Source organism: Nitratidesulfovibrio sp. D1 (genome assembly GCF_051133415.1).
Taxonomy (GTDB): domain Bacteria; phylum Desulfobacterota; class Desulfovibrionia; order Desulfovibrionales; family Desulfovibrionaceae; genus Cupidesulfovibrio.
Genome location: NZ_JBPGNZ010000004.1, coordinates 271,538 through 296,965 on the forward strand (window position 1 = coordinate 271,538; position 25,428 = coordinate 296,965).

The 25,428-nt window shown below is 68.5% G+C and carries 28 protein-coding genes; 12 read left to right on the forward strand and 16 right to left on the reverse strand.

All coding sequences use genetic code 11. From position 1 onward, the window contains the following. Nucleotides 1-135: 135 nt before the first annotated feature. From ACR4XJ_RS09190 to rplU, 11 genes are all read right to left on the reverse strand, one after another. Nucleotides 136-528: a hypothetical protein gene (locus ACR4XJ_RS09190; protein ID WP_333505892.1), complete on the reverse strand. Its 393-nt coding sequence runs from the start codon at nt 526-528 to the stop codon at nt 136-138. Between the two features lie 10 nt (nt 529-538). Then, complete coding sequence (locus ACR4XJ_RS09195) at nt 539-823, reverse strand: helix-turn-helix domain-containing protein (protein ID WP_434754948.1); 285 nt, start codon at nt 821-823, stop codon at nt 539-541. A 482-nt stretch (nt 824-1,305) separates the two neighbouring features. Beyond that, nucleotides 1,306-3,729, reverse strand: a complete 2,424-nt coding sequence (locus ACR4XJ_RS09200) for a methyl-accepting chemotaxis protein (protein ID WP_434754949.1) — start codon at nt 3,727-3,729, stop codon at nt 1,306-1,308. A 409-nt stretch (nt 3,730-4,138) separates the two neighbouring features. Next, nucleotides 4,139-4,390, reverse strand: coding sequence for a hypothetical protein (locus ACR4XJ_RS09205; RefSeq protein ID WP_434754950.1), 252 nt, complete (start codon nt 4,388-4,390; stop codon nt 4,139-4,141). Beyond that, complete coding sequence (locus tag ACR4XJ_RS09210) at nt 4,387-5,622, reverse strand: PAS domain S-box protein (RefSeq protein ID WP_434754951.1); 1,236 nt, start codon at nt 5,620-5,622, stop codon at nt 4,387-4,389. The genes ACR4XJ_RS09205 and ACR4XJ_RS09210 overlap by 4 nt, the downstream gene beginning before the upstream one ends. Continuing rightward, nucleotides 5,594-6,895, reverse strand: a complete 1,302-nt coding sequence (locus tag ACR4XJ_RS09215; RefSeq protein WP_434754952.1) for an ATP-binding protein — start codon at nt 6,893-6,895, stop codon at nt 5,594-5,596. The genes ACR4XJ_RS09210 and ACR4XJ_RS09215 overlap by 29 nt, the downstream gene beginning before the upstream one ends. Before the next feature lie 591 nt (nt 6,896-7,486). Next, entirely contained in the window at nt 7,487-8,332 is an 846-nt protein-coding gene (gene thiD / locus ACR4XJ_RS09220) for a bifunctional hydroxymethylpyrimidine kinase/phosphomethylpyrimidine kinase (RefSeq protein WP_434754953.1), read from the reverse strand. A 219-nt stretch (nt 8,333-8,551) separates the two neighbouring features. Then, nucleotides 8,552-9,739, reverse strand: a complete 1,188-nt coding sequence (gene proB, locus ACR4XJ_RS09225; protein ID WP_434754954.1) for a glutamate 5-kinase — start codon at nt 9,737-9,739, stop codon at nt 8,552-8,554. Between the two features lie 47 nt (nt 9,740-9,786). Continuing rightward, nucleotides 9,787-10,893 (reverse strand): GTPase ObgE, encoded by a 1,107-nt coding sequence (obgE, locus tag ACR4XJ_RS09230; RefSeq protein ID WP_434754955.1) that lies wholly within the window; start codon nt 10,891-10,893, stop codon nt 9,787-9,789. A 198-nt stretch (nt 10,894-11,091) separates the two neighbouring features. After that, a complete protein-coding gene (rpmA, locus tag ACR4XJ_RS09235; protein WP_035066468.1) occupies nt 11,092-11,361 on the reverse strand; it encodes a 50S ribosomal protein L27 in 270 nt (89 codons plus the stop codon). Nucleotides 11,362-11,379: 18 nt separating this feature from the next. After that, nucleotides 11,380-11,688, reverse strand: a complete 309-nt coding sequence (gene rplU, locus ACR4XJ_RS09240; protein WP_007523828.1) for a 50S ribosomal protein L21 — start codon at nt 11,686-11,688, stop codon at nt 11,380-11,382. Nucleotides 11,689-12,384: 696 nt separating this feature from the next. Here rplU and rfbA point away from each other — a divergent pair. After that, nucleotides 12,385-13,263, forward strand: a complete 879-nt coding sequence (gene rfbA / locus ACR4XJ_RS09245; protein ID WP_434754956.1) for a glucose-1-phosphate thymidylyltransferase RfbA — start codon at nt 12,385-12,387, stop codon at nt 13,261-13,263. A 211-nt stretch (nt 13,264-13,474) separates the two neighbouring features. Here the strand turns inward: rfbA and ACR4XJ_RS09250 are convergent, their stop codons facing one another. Continuing rightward, complete coding sequence (locus ACR4XJ_RS09250) at nt 13,475-13,615, reverse strand: hypothetical protein (RefSeq protein WP_333506940.1); 141 nt, start codon at nt 13,613-13,615, stop codon at nt 13,475-13,477. 245 nt (nt 13,616-13,860) lie between these two features. Here ACR4XJ_RS09250 and rlmD point away from each other — a divergent pair, with 245 nt between their 5' ends. Beyond that, entirely contained in the window at nt 13,861-15,303 is a 1,443-nt protein-coding gene (gene rlmD, locus ACR4XJ_RS09255; protein WP_434754957.1) for a 23S rRNA (uracil(1939)-C(5))-methyltransferase RlmD, read from the forward strand. A gap of 119 nt (nt 15,304-15,422) precedes the next feature. Here rlmD and ACR4XJ_RS09260 read toward each other — a convergent pair whose 3' ends face one another. Next, a complete protein-coding gene (locus ACR4XJ_RS09260) occupies nt 15,423-15,935 on the reverse strand; it encodes a multiheme c-type cytochrome (protein WP_434754958.1) in 513 nt (170 codons plus the stop codon). 169 nt (nt 15,936-16,104) lie between these two features. Continuing rightward, nucleotides 16,105-16,587, reverse strand: coding sequence for a pyridoxamine 5'-phosphate oxidase family protein (locus ACR4XJ_RS09265; RefSeq protein WP_434754959.1), 483 nt, complete (start codon nt 16,585-16,587; stop codon nt 16,105-16,107). 245 nt (nt 16,588-16,832) lie between these two features. Here ACR4XJ_RS09265 and ACR4XJ_RS09270 point away from each other — a divergent pair, with 245 nt between their 5' ends. The 10 genes from ACR4XJ_RS09270 (at nt 16,833) to ACR4XJ_RS09315 (ending at nt 23,485) form a co-directional block, all read left to right on the forward strand. After that, entirely contained in the window at nt 16,833-17,111 is a 279-nt protein-coding gene (locus tag ACR4XJ_RS09270; RefSeq protein ID WP_333506944.1) for an AtpZ/AtpI family protein, read from the forward strand. Continuing rightward, complete coding sequence (locus ACR4XJ_RS09275; RefSeq protein WP_434754960.1) at nt 17,080-17,514, forward strand: ATP synthase subunit I; 435 nt, start codon at nt 17,080-17,082, stop codon at nt 17,512-17,514. The genes ACR4XJ_RS09270 and ACR4XJ_RS09275 overlap by 32 nt, the downstream gene beginning before the upstream one ends. 4 nt (nt 17,515-17,518) lie before the next feature. After that, a complete protein-coding gene (gene atpB, locus ACR4XJ_RS09280) occupies nt 17,519-18,220 on the forward strand; it encodes a F0F1 ATP synthase subunit A (protein WP_333506946.1) in 702 nt (233 codons plus the stop codon). Nucleotides 18,221-18,275: 55 nt separating this feature from the next. After that, nucleotides 18,276-18,605 carry an ATP synthase F0 subunit C gene (locus ACR4XJ_RS09285; protein WP_333506947.1) on the forward strand — a complete coding sequence of 110 codons (330 nt, stop codon included), beginning with the start codon at nt 18,276-18,278 and terminating at the stop codon, nt 18,603-18,605. Between the two features lie 64 nt (nt 18,606-18,669). After that, nucleotides 18,670-19,365 (forward strand): redox-sensing transcriptional repressor Rex, encoded by a 696-nt coding sequence (locus tag ACR4XJ_RS09290; RefSeq protein ID WP_083818067.1) that lies wholly within the window; start codon nt 18,670-18,672, stop codon nt 19,363-19,365. A gap of 305 nt (nt 19,366-19,670) precedes the next feature. After that, nucleotides 19,671-20,558 carry an SAM hydrolase/SAM-dependent halogenase family protein gene (locus ACR4XJ_RS09295; protein WP_434754961.1) on the forward strand — a complete coding sequence of 296 codons (888 nt, stop codon included), beginning with the start codon at nt 19,671-19,673 and terminating at the stop codon, nt 20,556-20,558. 14 nt (nt 20,559-20,572) lie between these two features. After that, nucleotides 20,573-21,310: an adenosylcobinamide-GDP ribazoletransferase gene (locus ACR4XJ_RS09300; protein ID WP_434755169.1), complete on the forward strand. Its 738-nt coding sequence runs from the start codon at nt 20,573-20,575 to the stop codon at nt 21,308-21,310. 125 nt (nt 21,311-21,435) lie between these two features. Beyond that, entirely contained in the window at nt 21,436-21,876 is a 441-nt protein-coding gene (fliJ, locus tag ACR4XJ_RS09305; RefSeq protein ID WP_434754962.1) for a flagellar export protein FliJ, read from the forward strand. Continuing rightward, a complete protein-coding gene (locus tag ACR4XJ_RS09310; RefSeq protein ID WP_434754963.1) occupies nt 21,833-22,642 on the forward strand; it encodes a MotE family protein in 810 nt (269 codons plus the stop codon). The genes fliJ and ACR4XJ_RS09310 overlap by 44 nt, the downstream gene beginning before the upstream one ends. 3 nt (nt 22,643-22,645) lie before the next feature. Further along, the gene (locus tag ACR4XJ_RS09315; protein WP_434754964.1) at nt 22,646-23,485 is read left to right on the forward strand and encodes a tRNA pseudouridine synthase A; all 840 of its coding nucleotides are present in this window, start codon (nt 22,646-22,648) and stop codon (nt 23,483-23,485) included. A gap of 165 nt (nt 23,486-23,650) precedes the next feature. Here ACR4XJ_RS09315 and fliM read toward each other — a convergent pair whose 3' ends face one another. Together fliM and ACR4XJ_RS09325 are read right to left on the reverse strand one after the other, a co-directional pair. After that, nucleotides 23,651-24,631: a flagellar motor switch protein FliM gene (gene fliM / locus ACR4XJ_RS09320; RefSeq protein ID WP_333506953.1), complete on the reverse strand. Its 981-nt coding sequence runs from the start codon at nt 24,629-24,631 to the stop codon at nt 23,651-23,653. 164 nt (nt 24,632-24,795) lie between these two features. Further along, entirely contained in the window at nt 24,796-25,263 is a 468-nt protein-coding gene (locus ACR4XJ_RS09325) for a hypothetical protein (protein ID WP_434754965.1), read from the reverse strand. Nucleotides 25,264-25,428 lie beyond the last annotated feature (165 nt).

The following is a 25,428-nucleotide window of genomic DNA, read 5'->3' on the forward strand; positions in this document are numbered from 1 at the left end:
GTCCCGAGGCGGCAGCCTGTCCCGAGGCGGCAGCCTGTCCCGAGGCGGCAGCCTGTCCCGAGGCGGCAGCCTGTCCCGAGGCGGCAGCCTGTCCCGAGGCGGCAGCCTGTCCCGAGGACCGCAGGCTCACGGATTTCAGCCGTTGGCGGCCTTCAGCGTTTCCTCCACGCTGGCCAGCAGGGCCGCGTCGGACGGGGCCGCATCCAGCCCGCACAGGCCGCGCACGGCCAGCAGCAGCATGTCGAGCTGCATGGACATGTCGCACCGGCCGTTGTTGATGACGCAGCGGTCGCCTTCCACGCGCAGGCGGTAGGCGCGGCGGCTGCGCGCGGCCCCGCTGCCGGAGACGATGTAGTAGATCTGCTCGTTGTCCTCGGTGACGTAGAGCTTCTGGCGGGTGAGCACGCCGGTCTCGTCGTCGTACCACGAGCATTCGGAGAACAGGCGGCCCTTGAACGCGATGTCGTGGCCCGCGTCGTTGCGCAGCGAAATGTCTTCCATCGCCCTGCAGGTCATGTCCGAACCCATGCGCGCCTCCTCACGATGTGGGAAGGGTTAGCTGTCGGGGGCCTTCCGGTTTCCTGGCCTTGGCCGGCGCCGGGCGTTCCGCGGGCGGCATGTCCGCCGGGGATTCTCCGTCGCCGAACAGGGCGCCGCCGCCCTGCGCGGTCCAGAAGGCTTCCAGGTCACTGCGCGATATGCGGTAGCCGCGCCCCAGGCGGGCAGCCCGCAACGTGCCGTCCTTGATGGCGCGGCGAAGCGTCTCCTTATGACAGCTCAGGAGGTCCGCCGCTTCCGCAAGGGTAAAGGTGGTCTTGGCCATTCGCGCGTCCTTACGCATGTGGCGCGCCGCGTGCCCGCGCGGCGGACGGCAACCTGCCATGCCTCCCCCGGCGCCGCATGGCGGCCCCGCATGGTCCGTTGGGGGGGGCCGGAATGTTCCGGCCTTCGCCCATCTCCTGCTCGGACTAGCACCGACAATCAACTGGTGTCAACAATAGTCCACTCCGTGCGCACACGCACCACCATTATTTACCGAAAACGACCCGTTGTCACCTTCGCCCGCCATCACGCGGCCAAGCCTGTCCATGGCCGTTTTTGGCTACGCCTGGCTGTTTCCGGCTACGCAAGTCCGCTCCCGGCCATGCATGGCCGCTCATGGTCATCCATGCCCGTCCTCGGCTGTCCTTGGCTGCCCTCGGCTGCCCTCGCCACGTTGGCGCTCCTTCCCGCCTCGGCTTCGGGACGCGAAAAGGCCCGCCCCCCTGAGGGAGCGGGCCTGTCGCATCATGCATTGCGCCGGTGTCAGCCCTGCACGATCTCGCGCAGGCGTGCGGCCAGCGCGCCAAGGTCGTTGATGGCCCGCGCCGCCTCTTCCATGCGCCGTGCCGTGTCGTCGGACAGGTTGCTGACCTGGGTCACGCTGCGGGTGATCTCCTCGCTGGCGGCGGACTGTTCCTCCGCCGCCGTGGCGATGGACGTGACCTGCGCCGAGGTGTCGTTGACCAGCGCCACGATCTCGCGCAGCGCATCGCCAGAGCGGCCAGCCAGCGACGTGGCGTTGTCCACGGCCCCGGCCACCTCTTCCATGCTCGCGATGTTGCGCGCGGCCCCGGACTGGATGGTCTCTATGGACCGGCGCACTTCCTGCGTGGCGTTCATGGTCTTTTCGGCCAGCTTGCGCACCTCGTCGGCCACCACGGCGAAGCCGCGCCCGGCGTCACCGGCGCGAGCCGCCTCGATGGCCGCGTTCAGGGCCAGCAGGTTGGTCTGGTCCGCGATGTCCGAGATCACATTCATGATCTGGCCGATGGATTCCGCCTGCCGTCCCAGTTCGCCCAGGTTGCCGCGCAGCACGCCGGTAAGGTCGCTGACCTGGCCGATGGCGGCCACGGCGTCTTCCACCACCTGCGCCCCCTCGCGGGCGCGGGCCTGGCCGCTGTCCGCCTGGCGCGAGGCGTTGGCGGCGCTGCGCGCCACCTCCATGATGGTGGCGTTCATCTGCTCGATGGCGGTCACCGATTCGGTGATCAGCCCGCGCTGGTTCTCGGTGCCGCGCACCACGCCCTCGGTCTGGCGCTCGATGGCCCCGGTGGCGTCGGCCACCTGCCCGGCCACGGAGGCCAGTTCCGCGTTGACCGTTTCCATGCGCTCCATGTGGGCGTGCAGGTCGCGTTCCTTCATCACCAGTTCGGTCACGTCGCTGGCCACTTCCAGGTACCCGGCCTTGTTGCCGTGACAGTCGCGCACGATGTCGCCGTAGGGCCGCACGAAGCGGGTCTGGCCCAGCAGGTTCAGTTCCACGATGTCCGCCTCGAACCGGCCCTGGAGGCGCATGGCCTGGCTGATGGGGCACTGCTCGGTGCCGCAGATGGAGGCGTTGAAGATGGAACTGCACTGGCGGCCGCGCACCTTCTCGCCGTCGTCCAGCCCGGCCAGCCGGGCCACCGCCGTGTTGGCGAGGATGATCTTGAAGTCGTCGTCCACGGCGAACACCGGGTCGGGGATGGCGTTCACCACGTTCTTGTAGCCTTCCACCGAGCACAGGATGTCCTCTATCTTGCCCATGAGCCGGTTGAACCACCGGGCCAGTTGGCTGATCTCGTCGCGGCCGGAATCGTCCAGCCGGTCGTTGAGGTTGGCGCGGTCCTCGGTGATGTCGCGGATCAGGGACACCACGCGCGACACCGGCCGGGTGACGAAGCGCGAGACCAGCACCGAGAACACCACCCCCGGCACCACCAGCAGCGCCGCCAGCGCGGCCAGCATGATGCCCGAGAAGCGTTCGAAGATGGCCGTGGCCCCGCTGATGTTCGAGGCGTGCACGAACACGCCCACCTGCTCGCCCCGGTAGTCCGTGACCGGGAAGGCCACCAGCGCGGTGTCGCCGCCCTCGGCCGTGGTCAGCCCCTGCTTGCCCGCCATGAGCAGTTGCGGGGTGACCAGCGCGGCGGCGGGAATCTGCGGGTTGCCCGCGGCGAAGATGAAGTCGTTGCCCACGCGCGGGTACTTGGCGGTATCGCTCATGCCCTGGGCCAGCGAGCCCAGCGAGGCGTTCATGTACAGCAGCACGTCCTCGCCCTCGGCGCTGGAGGCGATCTTGAGCAGCGGCGCGAACTCGATGAGCACCTCGACGGAGCCGATCTGCCTGCCGTCCGCCCCCTTCACCGGCGAGACGCCGCGGATGTCGAAGCCGCCGCGCCCCACCTCGATGCCCTTCATGGGCTGGCCGGTGCGGTTCACGTCCACCACGGTCTTGCGGAAGGAGGAAATGTCGTCGGAAACGTCGATGTCCTGGCCGTCGCGCTTGATCTGCTTCTTACTCCACAGCCGCACCAGGCTGCGCCCGTTGGGCAGGTGGAAATGCAGCTTGAACTTGCGGCCGGTCACCGCCTCGAACGAGGCCAGGTGCGCGGCAAGGTCGCGGCGCAACGTCTCGCGCGCCTGCTGCGCCATGGGGTCCTTCTCGTCGTCGATCCTGCCGGAAAGCGCCACGGCGTAGGCGGCCTGCACCTCCGGCAGTTGCGAGAACAGCGCGGCCTGCTCCAGGGCCTGCGCGGCCAGCAGCTCCACCGACTGGGTGACCTCGTTGGCCTTGGCCCGCGCCATCTGGCGCAGGAAGACGCCCTTCAGGTCCGTCAGTTCGCCCGCCAGGAACCAGTACGCGCCGCCGCCCAGCAGCAACACCGACAATGCGAAGGGAAGAAAGAGTTTTTGCCTGATACCCATCATGACCCCCGTCTGGGTGATTCCGCAGCGCATCCCCTGCGCACGGTAGAACTTGTGATCCTACCTGCCGTATCGGAAAAAACAACGGGGCGATTAGATCGTGAAAATAAGAACTATCACTCCGGACCTGCCAACCCTGGCCAAGGTGTTGGCCCCCCAAGGAATCGCAAGCCTTCCGCACCATGACCGCAAGTCCGGCACCATGCAGCCGCCGCGTCCATGGCATGAGACGGTGGTATAGTCCGTGCGGCGGCGCACGCCGTGACGCCGCGCCGCCGGCCGCCGCCGGGACGGAGCCGCGCCATGCACGGTCTCGCCGGGACATGTCCGGCATGCGGGACGGGAATGCGCGAAGGCATCCGTAAAGAGAGGGGGGTGTCCGGAGCGGTCCGGTATGGCCCGGTGCGGATCAGTCGGCCTTGAAGTGGGTGTCGTAGTCCGGGGCCAGGCAGTCCAGGGTGCCGCCCATCATGGTCCGGAACCTTTCCTGCGGCGGCACCTGCGGCGCGTCGGGATGCGGGCATTCGGCCTGGCCCTGGGACATGCGGCGCGCCTCGTCCAGGCTGCGGTATTCCATCACCCCGCAGTGGATGCACTTCAGGTGGGTGGCCCGGCGGGTGCAGTTGCAATCCACCTTGGCGAACTGATGCTTGCGCATCATGCCCCCCGGCGGTCCGCCGTATCCACCCGCGCGGCAGGACGCCCGGTGGAGGCGAACCCCCCTTCGCCATCGCGGTGCAGCACCAGCACGGCGCCGATGACCGTGCCGTCCGGCGCGCGATAGGGAGAGACGCTGCACGTGCACGCCTCGCCGCCGGGCAGCAGGCGCACGGGGCCGGACTGGTGCCCGCCCTCGCGCAGGAAGCGGTCGAGGGGCGCGGGCCCGCCGTCCTCGGCCACGCAGTCGGGGCAGCGCACCACGACCGCGCCCGGGGCGGCATCCGCCGTTCCCGGCAGATACGAGGCGCCGGGCGTCGCCCCCGCTTCACCCGGCCCGCACACGTGGCGCACCCACGAGGCGTTGGCCATGATCACGTTGCGGTCCAGGTCCAGCAGCACCACATGGTCGGGCATGGCGTCGATGGTGTTGCGCAGGATGCCGAGGGTGGTGCGCCAGCGCTGCTCCGCCTCGATGCGGGCGGTGACATTGACCACGATGCCCTCGTAATGCAGCAGTTCCCCGGCCCAGTCGTGCACGGCGGTGCAGTGCTCGGACACCCACAGCAGGTCGCCGTCGCGGCCGTACACCTGCGAGACGAAGCCCGTCACCGTGCCTTCGGCGCGCAGGCGGGTCAGCAGTTCCTGCCGCCGCCCCGGAGCCTCGTAGACCTGCTCGTCCATGGAGCGCACGCCGGACACCAGTTCGCCCGGCCCGGACCAGCCCAGCATTTCGGCGAAGGCCCGGTTGGACACCAGATAGCGCCCTTCCGGGTCGGCCATGTAGATGCCCACCACGGCGTTGTCGAAGATGGACCGGTAGCGCTGCTCGCTGTCGCGCAGGCGGGCCAGCAGGCGGGTGTGGCGGCGCACGATGCGCAGGTTCATGCGCAGGGCGTCGCCGGTGACCGGCTTGGACATGAAGCCAAGGGCCCCGCTGCCCGCCACCTGGTCCATGAGGTCGCGGTCCGTGGCCTCCGTGGCCCCGGTGACCAGAATGACCGGGATGTCGAAGTCGGCGGTGACGGCGCGGGTGGCCTCCACGCCGTTCATCCGTCCGGCCAGCCAGATGTCCATGAGCACGGCGTCGGGCCGCTCGTCGCGGGCCAGGCGCACGGCGTCCTCGCCCATGGCGGCGGGGCCGAGCACCACGTGCCCCTCGCGGACCAGCAGCCCCTTCAGCAGGGCCGCGCCGACGGGGTCGTCCTCAGCGATCAGCACGCGCAACGGCTGCATCGTCGCTCCCCCATGCGGTTGCGTCGCGCCCGCGCGCTTCGCCGTTGTCTTTCCACAGCGGGCCTTCGCCGGGGGCCTGCCCCTGCTCGCGCGCCCACGCGGGCTCCGGGGCGGACACGTCGTCCGCCGCGCCGTTGAAGGCGTTGCGCGGCAGGCAGACGCGAAATTCGGTCCAGCCCGCGGGCGAGGTCTCGAAGCCCACCCGGCCCTTCAGGTAGTTCTGCGCCAGCAGGCGGATGCTGTAGGTGCCGAGGCCGCGCCCCGCCCCCTTGGTGGAAAAGGAACGCTGGAATATCTGGCGCTGCACGTCGGGCCGGATGTAGCCGGGGTTGCGCACCCGGAAGGTGACGCACGCCCCGTCGCAATCGCAGCCAAGCACCACCTCGCCCTGTTCAGGGGTGGCCTCCAGCGCGTTCTTGACCATGTTGCCCAGCACCCGGCCGAGCAGCGTGGGGTCGGTGACCATGGCCGCGTCGCCCGCGCAGGCCAGCACGCTGAGGGTGCGGTTCCGGGCCGTCCCGTGCCCCGCGTACAGGTTGGCCACGTCGCGCAGCAGTTCCCCCCCGTCCACCGGCTGCGGGTCCACCGGCAACTCGTCGGTCTCGGCGGCCAGCAGCAGCTTCTGGGTCATGATCTCTTCCACCAGCGCATTGGAGAAGCGGTGCAGGAGCATGGTGTCGCCGCGCAGGTCCAGGGGCACCTCTTCCAGGATCATCTGGGCCAGGTTGCGCAACCCCCCGGCCGTGTTCAGGATGTCGTGGAAGAAGATGCGCTCCAGCGCGCGCCGCCGCTTCTCGTGGCTGATGTCGTTGATGGCGAAGATGACGAAGCGCTCGCCGTCCCGCGTGAACGGTGTGGCGCAGACCTTCAGGTCGTAGGCCAGCACGTCGTCGCCCTTGCGCTGGGTGATGCGGCATTCCTCCACCCTGCGCTGGTCGCCCAGGGCGCACAGCACCGCCTTTACCGCGCCGCATTCGCGGCAGCCGTCGGCCGTGCCGCAGCCGCCGGGGCCGTCGCAGGCGTTCTCGCAGCGGAACAGTTCGCCGGGGCGCAGGCCCAGCAGGTGGGCGCCGTCGGAAAGGGACAGCAGTTCCAGCAGGTTGCGGTTGACGAAGACGATCTGGCGGTGCCGGTTCAGGATCAGCACGATGTCCGTCACCGAATCAAGCAGGCTGACCAGGGTGGGGTCCCGGAACAGACCGGCCTGGCGCAGCAGGTCGGCGTCGGCCGAGCGCTCTGCGGAGGCGTGGAACGTGGGCAGGGGCGGGGTCATGGTCGTCCTGTGGTGGCGTTCGGGGTGACGCCGGGAACGGGCCCGAAAAGCGCGGAGATGCCGGACAAGACTTGCGGGCCGTGCGGGGTGCCGGAAGCACCGGGCAGAGCCTACCCCAGGTCCATGAGATTTCCAAGCCGGCAGGACGGGATGGCGGCGGACGGAGAAAGGAGGCGGGAGGGGCGCTGCATGCTGACGAAAGCCGCGCGGCAATCCGCCAGGGGCTGCTTCTAACTTAGGATTTTCGTTCGTTGGCAAGGAAAACGAGTCTGCCATGAGGGAGTGCCTCAGCCGTTAGGCGAGCGCGTAGCGCGAGTCTTACGGATGAGGACCGCAGAGCGCGGCAGCCGTTATGCGAGTCTTCGAGCATTACGGATGGCGACCGCAGAGCGTACTCTTATCGTATTCGACCGAGCCTTAGCCGTTAGGTGAGCTTGCGAACCTTACGGATAAGGACAGCAAAGCTATGGCAGGCGAAGTTTGACCGCGTTGCGCACGATGCCCGTAAGGCTCGCAAGCTCGCCTAACGGGCACGCTACGCGCCCTTCGGGTCGGAAGCCAACGGACGAAAGGACTATTTAGAAACAGCCCCTAGAAATCGCGCAGGGCCAGGGGCGCGGCATGGTTGGGCGGGCCGAAGCCCCGGCCCGGCGTGTAGCTTTCGCGCAGGCACAGGTTCAGGTAGCGCTGGGCGCGCTGCACGGCCGGAAGCAGTTCCATGCCGAGGCCGAGGCAGGTGGCGATGGCGGCGGACAGGGTGCAGCCGGTGCCGTGGTTGTTGGGGGTGTCCACGCGGGGCTGGGAAAGCGCGATGACGGCCGGTTCGCCGCCATCCTCACCGGGCAGGCCCAGCCAGTCCACCAGGTCCCCGCTGCCCTCGAAGTGGCCGCCCTTGAGCAGCACCGCCTTGGGGCCCATGGCCAGGATGCGGCGCACCGCCTCGCGGGCGTCGCCTTCGGTGGCGATGTCCATGCCCGCCAGCATTTCCGCCTCGGGCCGGTTGGGGGTCAACAGGTCCGCCAGGGGCAGCACGCGCCGCACCAGGGCGTCCACGGCGTCCTCGCGCAGCAGGCGGTGGCCGCTCTGGCTCACCGACACCGGGTCCACCACCAGCGGAAAGTTCTTGCGCGCGTCCAGCACGTCGGCCACGGCCTCGATGATGGGGGCCGAGAACAGCATGCCCGTCTTGGCCCCGGCCACGGGAAAACCGTCCAGCACGGTGGTCAGTTGCAGCGCCACGAACTCCACGTCCGGGGCGTGGATGCCGGTGACGCCAAGGCCGTTCTGGGCCGTGAGCGCGGTGATGACGCTCATGCCGAAGCCGCCGAGGGCGGTCATGGTCTTGAGGTCGGCCTGGATGCCCGCGCCGCCGCCGGAGTCGGACCCGGCGATGGTCAGGATGCAGGGGGGCGTGGCGTGCGGAGGGTGTGCGGTCATTCGGGGTTCCTTGCTTCAGAAAAGGAAATGGAATCCTATAATGCGAGGCGAACAGGGAGTCTTCCCGCCAGCACGTACGGACAGTCCATCCAGTTTCGTCGCGAGAAGTTTGTCGCAGGGCAAGGAAAACAGGATGGTTGCGGAGGGAGTGTACTTTTGTGGTACTCGACCGCAGCAACCATCCCTGTTTGACGCTGCCATGCGGCAAAATCCTCGCGACTAGACCACGGCGTCAAGCAGCAGGTTGTCGCGGTGGATGACCTCGGGATAATGCGCATCGCCCAGGATGGCCGCCACCTCGTGGCGCTTGTGGCCCATGATGCGCCGCAGTTCCGCCGCCGCGTAGTTGGAAAGCCCCACCCCGATGACCGTGCCGTCCTGCGCGGCCACGCGCACCAGCGCGCCGGAGCCGAAGCCCCCCTCCACCGCGCACACCCCGCCGGGCAGCAGGCTTTTGCCGCCTTGCAGCAGGGCGCGGGCCGCGCCCTCGTCCACGGTGACGGTGCCCGCCGGGTCCGACTGGTAGGCCAGCCAGTACTTGCGGCGCGAGACGGTCCTGGCGTCGGCGCGCACCCAGGTGCCGATCTCCTCGCCCGCGAAGGCGCGGGTCAGCACGTCCGGTTCGCGGCCGGGCACGATGAGCGTGGCCACGCCGATCTGCGCGGCGCGCCGCGCGGACAGCAGCTTGGAATACATGCCGCCGGTGCCCACGGACGTCTTGCCGCCGCACAGGCCGTCCAGGTCCAGCCCGTGCACGTCGTCGATGCAGTCCATGACGCAGGCGGCGGGGTTGTCCTGCGGATTTTCGGCGAACACGCCACCCGCCGAGGTCAGGTTCACGAACAGGTCGGCTTCCACGATGTTCAGCAGCAGGCTGGCCAGGCAGTCGTTGTCGCCGAACTTCAGGTCGTGCACGGCCACGGTGTCGTTCTCGTTGACCACGGGGATGGCCCCCCAGTCCAGCAGCGCGGCAAAGGTGTTGCGGGCGTTGAGGAAGCGGTTGCGGCTCTTCAGGTCGTCGCGGGTCAGCAGCACCTGGGCCGAAATGCGGCCGCGCCGGGCAAAGGCTTCATCATAATAATGCATCAGGCGGCTCTGCCCGATGGCCGACGCCGCCTGCCGGTGGGGCATGCCCGAAATCTCGCAGCGGCTGCGCAGCACGCCGCGCCCGGCCGCCACCGCGCCGGAAGACACCAGCACCACGCGCCGCCCGCCTTCCTGCAGGGCGGAAAGCTGGGCCGCCAGCGATTCCACCATGGCCAGGTCCAGCCCTTCGCCGGTGGTCAGCACGGCGCTGCCCACCTTGACCACGACGCAGCGCGCGTCCGTCAGCGCCCTGCGCCGCTCGGCGCGCCAATCGCCCGCCGTATCCGCCTGATCCTGCTTCGCCTCGTTCCGTCCGGACATGCCGTCGCTCCGTTGGGATGCGGGCGCGCGGCCGGCTCGCGCCGGGCCTATTCACGCACCCAGATCACCTCGATGTCGCTTTCTTCCTCGTCGAATTCCTCGGTCTCGCGCAGGCGCACCAGGGCCTCGTGGGTGTCCAGCGCGTCGCGCATGCGCCACATCTCGTCCACCACGGCCTCCAGCCCTTCGCCGGTAAGCGCGGACATGAAGAACACCGTGCGGCCGTCGGCGGCGGCGCGTTCGCGCAGGACCTGCACCTCTTCCGGGGTGCGCAGGTCGATCTTGTTCACCACCTGCAACTGCACCCGCTCGCCAAGGTCGGCGTCGAAGCGCACCAGTTCCTCGTTGATGAGGTCGAAGCCGCTCCAGGGACCGTCGGGGCTTTCGAGGGACACGTCCTCCACGCTCAGGATGTGCACCAGGAACCGGGTGCGCTCCACGTGCTTCAGGAAGCGGTGGCCAAGGCCCTGCCCCGCGTGCGCCCCCTCGATAAGGCCGGGAATGTCCGCGATGACCAGCCGCTGTTCCGGGTCGGCGTCGTCGATCATCACGCCGAGGTTGGGCGTCAGCGTGGTGAAGGGATAGGCCGCGATCTTGGGCCGCGCCGCGGACACCCTGGAGATGAACGTGGACTTGCCCGCGTTGGGCAGGCCCAGCAGGCCCGCGTCGGCCAGGATCTTCAGTTCCAGGCGCAGCGAGCGCTCCTGGCCCGCCTCGCCCTTCTGGGCGAAGCGCGGGGCGCGGTTGGTGGACGACTTGAAGTGCTCGTTGCCCTTGCCGCCGCGGCCGCCCTGCGCCACCACGAAAACCGTTTCGGGGTCGGAAAGGTCGGCCAGCAGGGTTTCGCCGTCGTCGGTCAGCTCGTAGATCTGGGTGCCCACGGGCAGTTCCACCGTCAAGTCTTCGCCCTTGCGGCCGTGGCACTGGCTGCCCATGCCGCCCTGCCCGTTCGGCGCCTCGTAGGTGCGTTGCAGGCGGAAATCGTAGAGCGACAGCAGCCGGGAGGAGGCGCGCAGGATGACGCTGCCGCCGTCGCCGCCGTCGCCCCCGTCGGGACCGCCGCGCGGCACGAACTTTTCGCGGCGGAACGAGACGCAGCCGTTGCCGCCGTTGCCCGCGCGAACCGTGATGGTGGCTTCGTCGACGAAGCGCATGATGGATGCCTGCCTTGGATGCTGTGGATATACAATGGATGCGGCGCCGGGGCTCCCCGGCGCGCCCCGCCCGGCGAGCCGGGCATGTCCGTGCACTGCACGGGACCGGGGCGCGGGGCAAACACGAAAGGGGCGGAAGAACGCTACGCGACTTCCGCCCCGGAAATGCAAGCCGTGGACGTGTATGTGCGGCCGGGCCTACGCCTGGGCGGGCACCACGTGCACGCGGGTCTGGACCTTCTTCTTGCGGGTGTACTTTTCGTACTTCACGGTGCCCTCGACGGTGGCGAACAGGGTGTAGTCCCTGCCCATGCCCACGTTGTCGCCGGGGTGCACGCGGGTGCCCAGCTGGCGGACGAGGATGTTGCCGGCCAGGACCTGTTCGCCGCCGAAGCGCTTCACGCCGCGGCGTTGTCCGGCGCTGTCGCGACCGTTGCGGGAACTGCCGCCTGCTTTCTTATGTGCCATGACGTGTTCTCCTTGGCGCTAGGCCTGGATGGCCTTGATCTTCAGGGCCGTGAAATCCTGGCGGTGGCCCTGCTTCTTGCGGGAGTCGTTGCGGCGCCACTTCTTGAACACGATGAGCTTTTCGCCGCGACCGTGCTCGACCACCTCGGCGGTGACCTTCGCGCCTTCCACATAGGGAGCGCCGACGGAAAACGCGCCGCCGCCCAGCATCAGAACCTTATCGATGACAATTTCGCTGCCGGCTTCGGCCTCGAGCTTCTCGACGAAGATCTTGGCGCCTTCCTCGACGCGGAACTGTTTGCCACCCGTTTCGATAATCGCGTACATTCGTAACCTCCATGACGAGAGAGGGCTGACTTATCCTCATTCGGGGCAGGAAGTCAACCCCGGAATGGCATCATGCGCCGCCGGACCCCGGCAACGTTCGAAAAAATCCGCGCGGTCGGCCGCGCGCGCCGCGTCCCGGGGCGTGCATGCCCGGCGCGCGGGCCCCCGGCATGCGGGGCCGAAGTCGATAGCACACGCCCACCCGTCCCGCAAGGTCGGGATTCCCCCCTTCCGCATTCGGGCCGCGCATCACGCCCTTGCCGGATTTTCCGCTTTTTCCAACGATACTGCGCGTCAGCAACCACTCACCGCCCGACCTGCCCCCACGCCGCGAAATTTCTAACAGACGCCTCATGGTTCCGGGAGTATATCACTTCTCGAGTGTGTCTCGTCTCGCGTCCGGGGGGAACCCCGCACCAAGGCCCTCCCCCAAGGCTGTTCCCCCCGGACCACCCAAAACGCGAGCACACCGGCACGCCCCGCACGCGGGGCCAACCAGACGGCGCAAGCCGTTTCTCAAGGACGGCGCAGGCCGTCTTTTTTGTTGCCCGAAACGCAGGGCAAGAGCCGCGCGGGCGAAGCGCCGCGCCTTCCCGCCAGTCGGCCGCGCCGCGCGCCCCCCTTCCCTTCCCGCACCATCCCGGCTACCATGCACACCGCCGTGCCCCGCGCGGCGACGTCACCAGAGAGGTCGGCATGAAAGGCATCATTCTCGCCGGGGGGTCCGGCACGCGGCTCTATCCCATCACCATGGGCGTCTCCAAGCAGCTCATGCCGGTGTACGACAAGCCGATGATCTATTATCCGCTGTCGGTGCTGATGCTGGCGGGCATCCGCGAGATCTGCATCATCACCACCCCGGCGGACCAGCCGCGCTTCCGCGAACTGCTGGGCGACGGCGCGCAGTTGGGCCTCTCGTTCACCTACATCGAGCAGCCCCGCCCCGAGGGCCTGGCCCAGGCCTTCCTGCTGGCGCGCGACTTCCTGGCCGGGGAACCCAGCTGCCTGATCCTCGGCGACAACCTGTTCTACGGCGACCGGCTGTCCTCGCTGCTGGAGCAGTGTTCCGCCCTGGAACGCGGCGGCATCGTGTTCGGCTACAAGGTGCGCGACCCGGAACGCTACGGCGTGGTGGAGTTCGACGCGGCGTGCAAGGTCGTCAGCATCGAGGAAAAGCCCGCCGCGCCCAAGTCGCGCTTTGCCGTCACCGGCCTCTATTTCTATGACGGACGCGCCCCGGAACTGGCCGCACGGCTCACCCCCTCGGCGCGCGGCGAACTGGAGATCACCGACCTGAACAACCTGTACCTGCGCGAGGGCAGCCTGTCGGTGGAATTCCTGGGGCGCGGGGTGGCCTGGCTGGATACCGGCACCTTCGAATCGCTGCACCAAGCCGCCTCGTTCGTACGCGCCGTGCAGGACCGCCAGGGACTGAAGATCGCCTGCATCGAGGAAATCGCCTGGCGCAAGGGCTACATCGGCGACGATGCGTTGCGCGCCCTGGCCGCCCCCATGCTGAAGAACGACTACGGCCGCTACCTGATGGACATCATGGAGGACCGCCTGCGGGCGTGACGGCCGGACTGGACCAGATGGGGCCGCCGCCGGGCAGGCTCCGGACGGCGGGAACGGACGGCGGAAACGACAAGGGCCGCCCCTGCGGACGGCCCTTGCGGAAAACTGGCGTTGCGCGCACCGGCGCGCCTGAAACCCCGCGGCACCCCGGCGAGGGGAAGCGGCGCGGCGGCGAAGGATGCCCAGCGGACAAGGCCGCCCGGCCCCCCTCCTAATGATGCATGTGGTCGCCCTTGCCGATGCGGTAGAAAGCGGCGGCCACGATGACACAGAAGTAGATGGCGATCAGGCTGACGCCCACGAAGCCCTGCGGGGTCGAGTGCATCGCATTCTGAATCAGCTCGTTCAGCATGTCCGGACTCCTTGTGCGGCCCGGCGTCGGCACGCGGCCGCGCAAGACGGCCGCCACGGCGTCGGGCGGGGATTGACGTGAACACTTCAGGTCCGCAGATTACTTGCCGCTTTTCCGGCAAATGTCAAGCGCGTCGTGAATTCCCGCACAAGGAGCGGGACTGCCAGCCCCGGCGGACACTTGCCTCGCGCGCCGTCCCGCTGTACATGGCCCGGCCCCCACATCAACATATTCATGGAGAGACCATGTCCGATACCACCCTCCGCCCCGGCGACCTTCTGGAACTGACCGTGGACGGCCTTGCCGCCGGCGGACGCGCCGTGTGCCGCCACGAGGGCCGCGTCGTGTTCGTGGCGGGCGGCCTGCCCGGCCAGCGCGTGCGCGCCAAACTGACCACGGTGAAGCGCCGCTTCGCCGAGGCCACGCTGGACGCCGTGCTCGAACCCTCGCCCATCCAGTGCGCCCCGTTTTGCGCCCACTTCGGCGATTGCGGCGGCTGCGCCTGGCAGGACCTGCCCTACGCCGAACAGCTGCGCTGGAAGGAGCGTTTCGTCGTCGACGCGCTGGGACGCATCGGCGGCCTGCGCGACGCCAACGTGCTGCCCATCCTGGCATCCCCCGCCCAGCGCGGCTTCCGCAACAAGATGGAATTCGCCTTCAGCCAGGACCGTGACGGGCAGTTGCACCTGGGCCTGCGCCGCCGCGCCTCGCGCGCGGTGGTGGACATCGCCGAATGCCACCTGCAAACCCCGCTCACGGCCGCCATCGTGGCCGCCGTGCGCGAACTGGCCCGCGAAAGCGGCCTGCCCGGCTGGGACGACCGCAGGCAGGACGGCTTCTGGCGCTTTCTGGTGGTGCGCGAGCCGGAACTGGGCCGCGAGGCCGCAACCGGAACCCCGTCCGGGAACGGACCGGCGGAAGGGACGCCGGGCCGCCAGTGCATGATCCAGTGCATCACCGGGCGGCACCCCGGCGCGGCGCAGGCCGTGTCCCGCCTGGCCGAAGCGCTGCGCGCCCGCTTTCCCGAGGTGACCGGCGTGGTGCATTCGCTGCGCATGGACCCGGAACAGGTGGCCTACGGCGAACGGGTGCTGGCCGTGGACGGCGAGGCCGTGCTGACCGAACGCCTGGGCGGCAACGACCTGCTGCTGGGGCCGGACTCCTTCTTCCAGACCAACACGGCCGCCTCCGGCCTGCTGTACGACGAGGCGCGCCGCATGGCCGCCGCCGGTCCCGACGATACGGTGTGGGACCTGTATTCCGGCGTGGGGGCCATCGCCCTGCACCTGGCCCGCACGGCCGGGGCGGTGCGCGGCTTCGAGATCACGCCGGAGGCGGTCAACGACGCCCGCGCCAACGCCGCGCGCAACAACATCCTGAACTGTTCCTTCGTTTCCGGCGACGTGCGCGCCAGCCTGCGCCGCGAACGGCCGGGCGAGGGCGCATCCCCCCGCATCGTGGTGATGGACCCGCCCCGCGCGGGCCTGCACGAGGACGTGGTGGAGGCCGTGGCCGCCCACCGGCCCGAGCGCATCGTGTACGTTTCGTGCAACCCGGCCACCCTGGCCCGCGACGTGGCCCTGTTCGCCGGGCGCGGGTATGCGCTGCAAGAGGCGCGCCCCGTGGACCTGTTCCCCCATTCGCCCCACGTGGAATGCGTGGCCCTGCTGACCCGCGCGGAAGCCTAGAGCCGCGAAGAAAGGGGGACGGCGGTAACCGTTCCGCCCCCTCTCACCATCCCCCAAAAAAGCGACGCCCGCCGCATGGTCACCATGCGGCGGGCGTTTTCGTTCCCGGAAAGAGACGGTTAGTGCGCGCCCCCATGCAGCAGCGGCTTGAAATTGAAGCTGCGCACCCGCTGCTCGTTGTGGCAGACCACGCAGCCCTCCATGGTGGGCTTGTCGATGAGCGCAACGTCGCCCCCCGAATCCACGTGGGCGGAGCCGGGGCCGTGACAGACCTCGCAGCCCGCGTCGGCCAGGTGGGGGGTGGCCTCGAAGCTGACGAATCCGCCCGGCCTGCCGTAGCCGGTGGTGTGGCAGGCGTAGCAGCCCTGCACTTCCTCGCGGGTCAGCTTGGGGGACATGACCTTCACGCTGTGGGCGGACTTGGACTTCTTGGCGTACTTGCGGAAGGTGGCGTGCTGGTCCGCGTGGCAGGGGGCGCAGGCGTCGGTGCCCACGTAGGTGCGTTCCTCGGCGGCCAAGACCGGGGTGGTCAAGACCGGGGCGGCCAGCAGCAGAAGCAGAAAGACCGGCAGCAGGATGGGCAAGGCGGCAGGCAGGCGGCGGCACGCAACGGCAGGCTCGGTCAGGCGCATGGCATCCCCCAGAATCGGTTCCGGCGGTTCGGCACGGCGGCACGTTCGGTACAGCGTTGCGCATTGGTATCGCGTTACAACCGTACAGTCCAGCCTTCTCGAATGGTTTCGCGTGGCTTCGTTGTCAGGCAGGGACACGCGCCCCTGCCGCCGATTCGCCCGGCGCGCCCTAGCCTCCGGACGCGGCCGGCTTCTCGTAGCGCGCGCCGGTCATCCGTTCCGGCACCAGCCGGAAGAAAGCCGTCTTCGCAACCGCCGCCTCGTTGACCGGGGCATCCGGGTCGCGCACCGCGCTCAGCAGGGCGCGCACCGCCACGGCCACGTCGGCCGGGTCGTGCAGTTCCTCGGGCCGGCCCCAGGCCAGCACGCTCGTAAAGCGCATGGAATACCGGCACCCCGTGCCGTCCGGCGGCCGCACCACCTCGGCGTACGGCACGAACGAACAGCAGGCCGTGCCGCCGCGCCGCAAGAGTTCCACCTTGTGACCCTTGCGCGAGGAATGGAAATAGATGGCCCCGTCGGCCACCCCGAACGACAGCGGCACCGCGTAGGGCTCGTCGCCGTCGCACAGCGCCACGGTCATCCACGGGCTGGCCGCCACGGCCGCCCAGATCTCACCCGTATCGGTCACTTCCCTGTCCTTGTGGCGCATGATTCCTCCGGATGCGGCCGCGTGCCCGCGAACCTCGCGGCACCGCCCTTCCACTGTTGAATTGTTCAGGCAATCAGCAAACATGCCCGGCACTTCGATGGGGAATTTTTTCACGAACTCCGTCCCCGCGCGTTGACGCCCACCGGCGGCTGTGGTAGACACGTGCCGACTTGTGAACGTTTGCACGAAGTGCCCCATGCGGCCGCCCGCTCCGGAACGGGCGCGGCAGCCACGGGACGGTGCCTATGTTCTTCAAAGATTGGTTCAAAATCAACGACAAGAAATACCTCGACGCCATTTCCACCGCCGGGGTCATCGGCCTGCACATGGTGTCGGCCACGGTGGTGGGCCTTGCGATGGGCTGGTATCTTGATCGTTGGTTGGGAACGAAGCCGTGGCTCACCGGGGTGTTCCTGATTCTCGGCATCGTCGCCGGGTTCAAGAACGTCTGGCTTGACTCGCGGAGGCTCCTCAAGGCCCAGGACAAGGAAGATGCTGAAAAGTTTGGCCCGAAAGACGGATGAATGGCTGTGGCACAAGGGATTCCGCGCCGCGGAAATCCGCTTGCTGCTGCGCTGCCAGATCCTGGTTTCGGGGGCGTCCTTGCTTGCCGGGGTCGCGTGCGCGCCTCTCTGGGACTGGGGGTTGTGGTTCGGCGTGGGGGCCGCGCTATCGACCTTCAATTTCTACGCCTTGGCCAAGTTCGTGCAGGGCATCGTCTTCATGCCTTACACGCGCGCCATGGCGGTCGGGCTCATGTTCAGATTCTACGGTCGGCTGCTGCTTACCGGTCTGGTCCTCTTCGGCCTGATCGTATGGCTAAAGGTCTCTGTCTCCGCGCTGCTGGCGGGGCTGTCCACGTGCGTTCTCAGCATCGCCGCGTGGGGAATAGCCAGGGGCGCAGGACAAAAAGTGAAGGAGGCGTAAGGGAATGGCTGGTGGATTGCCGCATCCGGTACTCTGGTCCACGCTGCTGCATGTGGACGAGGTGACCATCGGTGGAGCGACCGTCGAGTTCAAGCATGTCTTCTACACGTGGTGTGCCATGGCCGTCCTGTTCAGCCTGGGCCTTCTGGTCCGTGGCGGGCTGAAACTGGTGCCCGGCGGCATACAGAACGTTTTCGAGGTGGTCATAGGAGGTCTTGAAGACTTCGTCGTGACCAACATCGGCGAGGATGGACGCAAGGTGTTCCCGCTGCTCGGCGGCATCTTTCTGTTCATCCTGTTTCAGAACCTGCTGGGCCTGGTGCCCGGCTGCGACGCGCCCACGGCCAACGTGAATACCAACGCTGCCATGGCCGTCTTCGTGTTCCTGTACTACAACTATCAGGGCGTCAAGCGCTGGGGCCCGGGCTACATCAAGCACTTCATGGGTCCCATGTGGTGGCTTTCGCCGCTGATGCTGCCGCTGGAACTCATCTCGCACACCGCGCGCCCGCTTTCGCTGACGCTGCGTCTGTTCGGGAACATCCGCGGCGAGGAAATCGTTCTCGTCCTCTTCTTCCTGATGGCCCCCCTCGTGGGCACCATCCCGGTCTACTTCCTGTTCATGATCGCCAAGGTTCTCCAGGCGTTCATCTTCTTCATGCTGACGATGATCTACCTGAAGGGCGCGTTCGAACACGCCCATTAATCTCGAAGGGAATGGTCAACCGACCAAAACAACCATACGCTAAGAGGAGTTTGTCATGCGCAAGTTTCTGATGATCGCCCTGAACACCGTGGCCCTGATGTCCTTTGCCGCCCTTGCCTTCGCCGCCGATGGCAAGATGGACGCCGGCGCGCTTGGCCTGACCTGCCTCGCCGCCGCCCTCGGCATGGCCATCGCCGCCGCCGGTTGCGGCCTCGGCCAGGGCATGGGCCTCAAGGCTGCCTGCGAAGGCACCGCGCGCAACCCCGAAGCGGGCGGCAAGATCATGGTTACCCTGATCCTGGGCCTGGCCTTCATCGAATCCCTCGCCATCTACGCCCTCGTCGTCAACCTGATCCTGCTCGTCGCCAACCCCTTCGTGGGCTAGTTCGCGAGCCTCGTTTCGACAGTACGGAAGGAGGCCGTTGCAAACGGCCTCCTTTTTCAGCATTATGGCGGCTCGCCGTACGACATCCGCCAAACGAGAGACGAATCAAGCCATGCAAACCCCCAAGAGCGAACACATTCCCCGCGCCACCATCCAGCGCCTTGCCGTGTACGTGCAGGTGCTGGAAAACCTGCTGCGCGAAGGGACCGACGTCATATCCTCCGAACCGCTGGCCAAGGCGTGCAACGTCAATGCCTCGCAAATCCGCAAGGACCTCGCCTACTTCGGCGAGTTCGGCGTACGTGGCGTCGGGTATTACGTCAAGAGCCTCATCGAATCCATCACCAGCGTTCTCGGGGTGAACCGCGAATGGCGCACCGTGCTCGTCGGGGTGGGCAACCTTGGCCGCGCGCTGCTGAACCACAAGGAATTCAAGCTGCGGGGCTTCCACATCGTGGGCGCCTTCGACTGCGACCCCTTCAAGATCGGCGAGGAAGTCTCCGGCCTCGAGGTGGTGTGCACCAAGCGGCTGAAGGAAAAGGTGGCCGACCTCGACGTGGAGATCGGCATCATCACCACGCCGCCGGAACGCGCCCAGCGCGCCGCCAACCACCTGGTGGACGCGGGCATCAAGGGCATCCTCAACTTCGCGCCCGCGCGCATCACGGTGCCGGACGACGTGTTCGTGGAATACGTGGACTTCTTCCACCACCTCTACGCGCTGTCGTTCAACATCACCTTCGACCGCGCCAACCGCTGATCCGCCGCCCGCGCGGCCTGCACGCTCCGCAGCCGTTCCCCGCTGCGCCATGGAACCCGCCGCAAGGCGGGTTCCGTAGTCTGGAAAGGTCGCCGCCGTACGGCGGGTTCCATAGTTTGGACAGGCCACCGCCACAAAGCGGGTTCCGTAGTTTGAAGGGCCACCCGGCAAGCCCCGCCCCGCTTGTGGTCGCCACGCGCCCGCGCTAGGGTACAACCATGCCCCCGCCGGGCATGCCCTCCGGTGCCGTGCCCGCGCCCTGCCGTCCGCAGGCGGGCCGCCCTTCCCCCAGCCACGGAGCGCCCATGGACACCCCACATCGCCCGTCCGCCTCGTCAGGCTCATCCTCTCCGCCTGCCGCAACGCCCCCGTCCTCCGCCGCGTCGGCCAGGCCCCGCGCCCATGCCCGCTGCTTCGCCCTGCTGACCGACTTCGGGCTGGACGACCCCTACGTGGGCCAGCTCAAGGGCGTGCTGCACCGGCTGGCCCCGGCCGTGCCGATCATCGACATCTCGCACGGCGTGCCGCCCCACCGGGTGGAGACCGCCGCCTTCTTCCTGGCCGCCAGCCATCCGCACTTCCCTCCCGGAGCCATCTTCATCTGCGTGGTGGACCCCGGCGTGGGCACGCCGCGCGATCTCGTTGCCATGGAGACGGGCGGGCAGGTGATGCTGGCCCCGGACAACGGCCTGCTGCACCTGGCCGCGGAAGCCCGGACCGACGCCGTGCTGCGCAGGCTGGACCCGGCCCGCCTGCCGGAGCCGCAAAGCGCCACCTTTCACGGCCGCGACGTGCTGGCCCCGCTGGCCGCACGCCTGGCGGGGGGCGAATCACCGGCCGCCTTCGGGGACCCCGTGCTGCCCACCGACCTCGCCCGCCCCCCGTGGGCCGTGCCCCGGCGCGAGGCGGACGGCGTGCATGCCGCCGTGCTGCACGTGGACCGCTTCGGCAACGTGGTCCTGAACCTCTCCCTGCGCGAATGGAACTGGCTGTCCACCTGCCGCCTGCACCTGCCCGACGGCACCCTGATCGACATCGCCCGCGCCGCGACCTATGCGGACATTCCCCCCGGCCGCACCGGCCTGGTGGCGGGCAGCCAGGGCTACCTGGAACTGACGGCGGACAAGGCCTCGGCCGCCGAACGCCACTGGCTGCAACCGGGCATGGAAGTGCTGCTGGAGGACTGCCGGTGAGGCTGGCCCCCCTGATGGCTGCCCAGTGGCGCGCCTTTGCCCTGTCCACGGGCTTCCTGACCCGCCTTGCCCCGGCCCGTGCCGCCACCGACGCGGAAATGGCCGCCGGGGTGGCCCACTACCCGCTGGTGGGGCTGCTGGCCGGGCTGGTCTGCGCCGGGCCGTTCCTGCTGGGGCTGCTCGGCGGGCACCCATGGGTGCAGGCCCTGGGCTACACGGCCCTGCTGCTGTGGGCCACGCGCGGGCTGCATTGGGACGGCTGGGCCGACCTCATGGATGCCTGGGGCAGTTCCGCCACCGGCGACCGGTTCTGGGACATCCTGAAGGACAGCCGCATCGGCGCCTTCGGGGTGCTGGGCATCGTCTTCGGGGTGTTGGGGCAGGTGGTGCTGGCCCACGAGGTCATCATAATGGACCGGGCCTGGGCGCTGGTGTGGGCTCCCGTGCTGGGCCGCGCCGCCTGCGTGGTGCTGGCCGCCTGCGTGCCCGCCGGAATCCGTTCCACCCTGGGCCGCCTGACCTCGGCCGGGGCCACCCACACGGCCGTGCTGTTCTGCGCCGGAGTGGCCGCCGCCACCGGTGTGGCCCTGGCCGGGCCGCCCGCCGTGCTGGCCGCCGCCCTGCCCTGCGCCTGCGCCGTGGCCTGGCTGGCCTCGCTGGCCCGGCGCGAGGGCGGCCTGAACGGAGATTTCCTGGGGGCGTGCATCATCCTAGGCGAGTTGTCCGCCCTGCTGGGCACCACACTGGCGTAGCCTCCCCGCCGCCGCGCCAGCCACCCGGCGCATGCGGCCCGGTATTTGCTATTCCGGGGGCACCGGGCGCGGCGCGGCGATTTTCCGACGCCGCCGCACCGGCAACAACCGCCAAGGGACCCTCCATGCCCCCGTTCCGTTTCCGCCTGCAACAGGTTCTCGACTACCGGGAACAGTTGGAGGAACAGGCCAAGCTGGCCTTCGCCCGCGCCAAGGCCGCCCACGAGGCACAACAGCGCCAGGTGGACGCGGTGCGCGCGGCCATTGCCGAAGCAGAACGGAAACTGTACGAAGACGCGCGCCTCACGCGCGACGAACTCTGGCTGCAACGCAACTTCCTGCGCGGCCTGAGCGAAGACCTGACCCACGCCGAACTGCGCCTGCGCATGCTGGCCCAGATGGCGGAACAGGCCCGCGCCGAACTGGTGAAAAAATCCCAGGAACGCAAGCTACTGGAAAAGCTCAAGGAAAAACAGGCGGCCCGCCATGCGCACGACGAACTCCTCCGCGAACAGCGTACCTATGACGAAACCGCAACGCTTCGCTTCGAGCCTCCGTCTTTCTAGGCTCTGCCGCTGGCTCATCGCCGCCGCCGCCGCCCTCAAGGTGGCGCTGCTGGCGGGCTTTGCCCTGGAACAGCCGTGGCCGTTCGCCACGGACGCCGCACCCGCCGTGGTGGGCACGGCCACCGGCCAGAGCACCAGCCAGACCGGTGGCCAGCCCGGCAGCTCGCTGGACCTGCCGCTGGCGGCGGACATCGCCCGGGCCACGGGCCTGGCGTCTCCGGCGGCGGCCGACTCCGCGCCCACCGGTCCGGCGGCCCCCGCCGCCAACGACGTACGCAACCGCGTGACCCGCGACGGTACTGCCTGGGCTGCCGAAGCCCAGCCCGCCCCGGCCGCCGTGCCGCCTGCCACCCCGGCCTCCCCCGCCGCCGCAGGCACGGGCGCCGCAGCCAGTCAGCCGTCCCGCGACGACCTGAACCGCCGCCAGGAAGACCTGAACCGCCGCGAGCAGGAACTGAAGAGTCTGGAGCAGCAGATCGACGCCAAGCTGGCCCAGATGCAGGACCTTGAGGCGCGCATCCAGACCATGCTCAAGGATGCGCAGGGCATGAAGGACGAAAAGCTGCGCCATCTGGTGGACGTGTACACCAACATGAAGGCCAAGCAGGCGGCGGCCGTGCTGGAAACCCTGGACGAGAAGATCGCCGTCAGGATTCTGGCAGGCATGCGCGGCAGGCAGGCGGGCGAAATCCTGACCTACGTGCAGGCGGAAAAGGCGGCCAAGCTGTCCGAGGCCCTCACCCGCATGCAACTGCCCCTCGAATAGCGCATGGCCCGTCTCGCGCTGACCGTGTCCTACGTAGGCACCCACCTTGCGGGGTGGCAGATCCAGGCTTGTATCGGCCGGTCCCGGCCGCGCACCGTGCAGGGCGAACTGGAGCGCATCGCCGAACGCATCGTGGGCGCGCCGGTGCGCGTGCACGGCGCGGGCCGCACCGATTCGGGGGTGCACGCCGAAGCCCAGGTGGCCCACATGGACGTGCCCGACCACAAGGCGGACCTGGACTGGCAGCGCGCCTTCAACGCCGGACTGCCCGACGACATCGCCGTGGTCGCCGTGGCCCGCGTGCCCGACGATTTCCATGCCCGGTTCAACGCGCGCGGCAAGACCTACACCTACCGCCTGTGGCCCACCCGGCGCTGGGTGCCGCCCCGGCTGGCTCCCTTCGTCTGGGCCACGGGGCCGCTGACCCCGGACGCCCTGGAGGCCATGGACGCCGCCGCCGCGCATCTGCACGGCACGCATGATTTCGCCAGCTTCCAGAACACCGGCACCGACATCGCCACCACCGTGCGCACCGTGACCATGGTGGCCCGCCGGTACGAGGGCGATCCCCTGCCCACCCCCCCCTCTCTTCCGCTGACGCTGACGGCCATGGCTCCCGACGCCGCCACCGCCCCGGAGGCGGCGCGTGTCATCGCCTGGGACTTCGAGGCCGACGGCTTTCTCAAACAGATGGTGCGCAACATGATGGGCCTGCTGGTGGCCGTGGGGCGCGGCAAGCTGCGCCCGGACGACGTGCCCGCCGTGCTGGCCGCCCGCGACCGCAAGGCGGCCCCCGCCACGGCCCCGGCGCAGGGGCTGACCCTGACCCGCGTGCTGTACTGAACGTATCGCAGGGAACGGCGGGGCGTCCGCATCCGGCCGCGTCCGGCCAGATTTGGCCGCATCCGCCGCTCCTGCCTTCTCCTCGCACACGACGCAAAACGGCGCACCCTCGCGGGCGCGCCGTCGTTCTTCCTGCATATCCCGCGCGTGGCGGGCCGCCGCGCGTCAGGTGTAGCGCGGCTCCTCTTCATTGATGATCTGGAAGGCCTTGTTGGCCTTCACCGTGCCGGAAATACCCCAGAACTTGGTCACCCCTTCCACGGTGCATTCCAGCAGGTCGTCGGTGTCCGTGTCCAGCAGCAGCACGTCGCCCACCTGCAACCGCAACAACTGGTTGCCGGTGATCTTGGTTTCGCCGAAGCGTATCTTGAGGTTCACCGGGGTTTCCAGCAGCCGTTCCTTCAGGCGCGAGACCCAGGCGTGGTCCACTTCCAGGCGTTCGGTCTGGAAGCTGGCGTGCAGCTTGGAACGGATGGGTTCGATGGTGGCGTACGGCAGGCAGATGACCATGGAGCCGATGGCCGTTTCCAGTTCCACCTCGAAGGTGATCACCACCACCACGTCGCTGGGCGGCACGATGGCCGCGAACTGCGGGTTGATCTCGGAGCGCACCAGTTCCAGGCTCACGTCGTGCACCGGCCGCCACGACTCTTCCATGTTGTCCAGGGCGATTTTGATCACCCGGTCCACGATGGCCTGCTCGATGCGCGTGAATTCGCGGCCCTCGATCTTGGGCTGGCTGCCCGCGCCGCCGAAGAAGTTCTCCACCAGGGCGAAGACCAGGCGCGAGTCCACCACGATGATGGCGTTACCGCGCAACGGCTCCATCTTGAAGATGTTGATGCTGGTGGGCACCGGCAGCGAACGCATGAAATCGCCGAACTTGGTCATGTCGATGGAGATGGGATTCAACTCCACCCGCTTGCGCACCGTGTTGGACAGCGCGTTGGTGCACAGCCGCGCGAACCGGTCGTTGACGATTTCAAGAACCGGCATGCGGCCGCGAATGATGCGGTCCTGGTTGGCGAGGTCGAACGGGACGATGCCCGAGTCGTCCTCGGGGATGTCGGTCTCGCTCTCTATCTCGCCGCCGGAAAGGCCGCGAAGCAGTGCATCGACCTCGTCCTGCGCCAGAATCTTGTTCATGTGGTGCGGGCTCCTCGCGCGTGGGTGCGTACTGGCCGGATAGTGGCAGCGACGGCGGGCCGGGTCAAGCGGCCGCATGCCCGTGGCCGGAACAGGGAGAATCCTGCCGCCACCTTTATTTCATGCAAGATGAGCGCCAAGCGCCCGGCGGGCCGCCGCCCCGGCTATTCGTCGGACAGTTTGGGGTAGCGCTGGCGCATGCGTTGCACCACGTCGGCCTTGACGTAGTCCAGCATGGTCACGATTTCGGACAGCGGGTAGTGCGAGCGGGTCTGGTCCTTGTAGCTGCGGGCCTTGGCCAGCTGTTCGGCGGACAGCAGCCGCTCGTGCAGCAGCACGTCGAGGATGCTGCCGAACCGGCTTGCCTGCTGGCGCGCCTCGCGCTGCCTGCGCACCTCCACCTCGCGGCTGGCGCGCTCGTCGGCCTCGGCCAGCTTGCGACGCAGTTCGTGCTCCACGATCTTCAACTGCTGCATGTTTTCCTGCAACTTGCGCAGGTCCACGGCCAGTGCGCGGCGCCGGGCGTGCAGTCCGCGCAGGCGTTCCTCGTGCGCGGCGTTGGAGCGCTGGGTCGAAACCAGCACCATCACCAGCAGCAGAAAACCGACCACCGCGCCAAGCACGATTTCCATGCCCGAAACCCCTTTCGCAAAAATCAGAGATATTCATCTAACCGTACAGGACCGTTACCGAATATGCAATGATAACCGCCAATGCGTCGCGTTCCGCGCCCGCAAAACGCCAAACCGGGGGTATCCGGCGCGCCGGGGCCGGAAGGCCGTGGCCACTTGCCATAT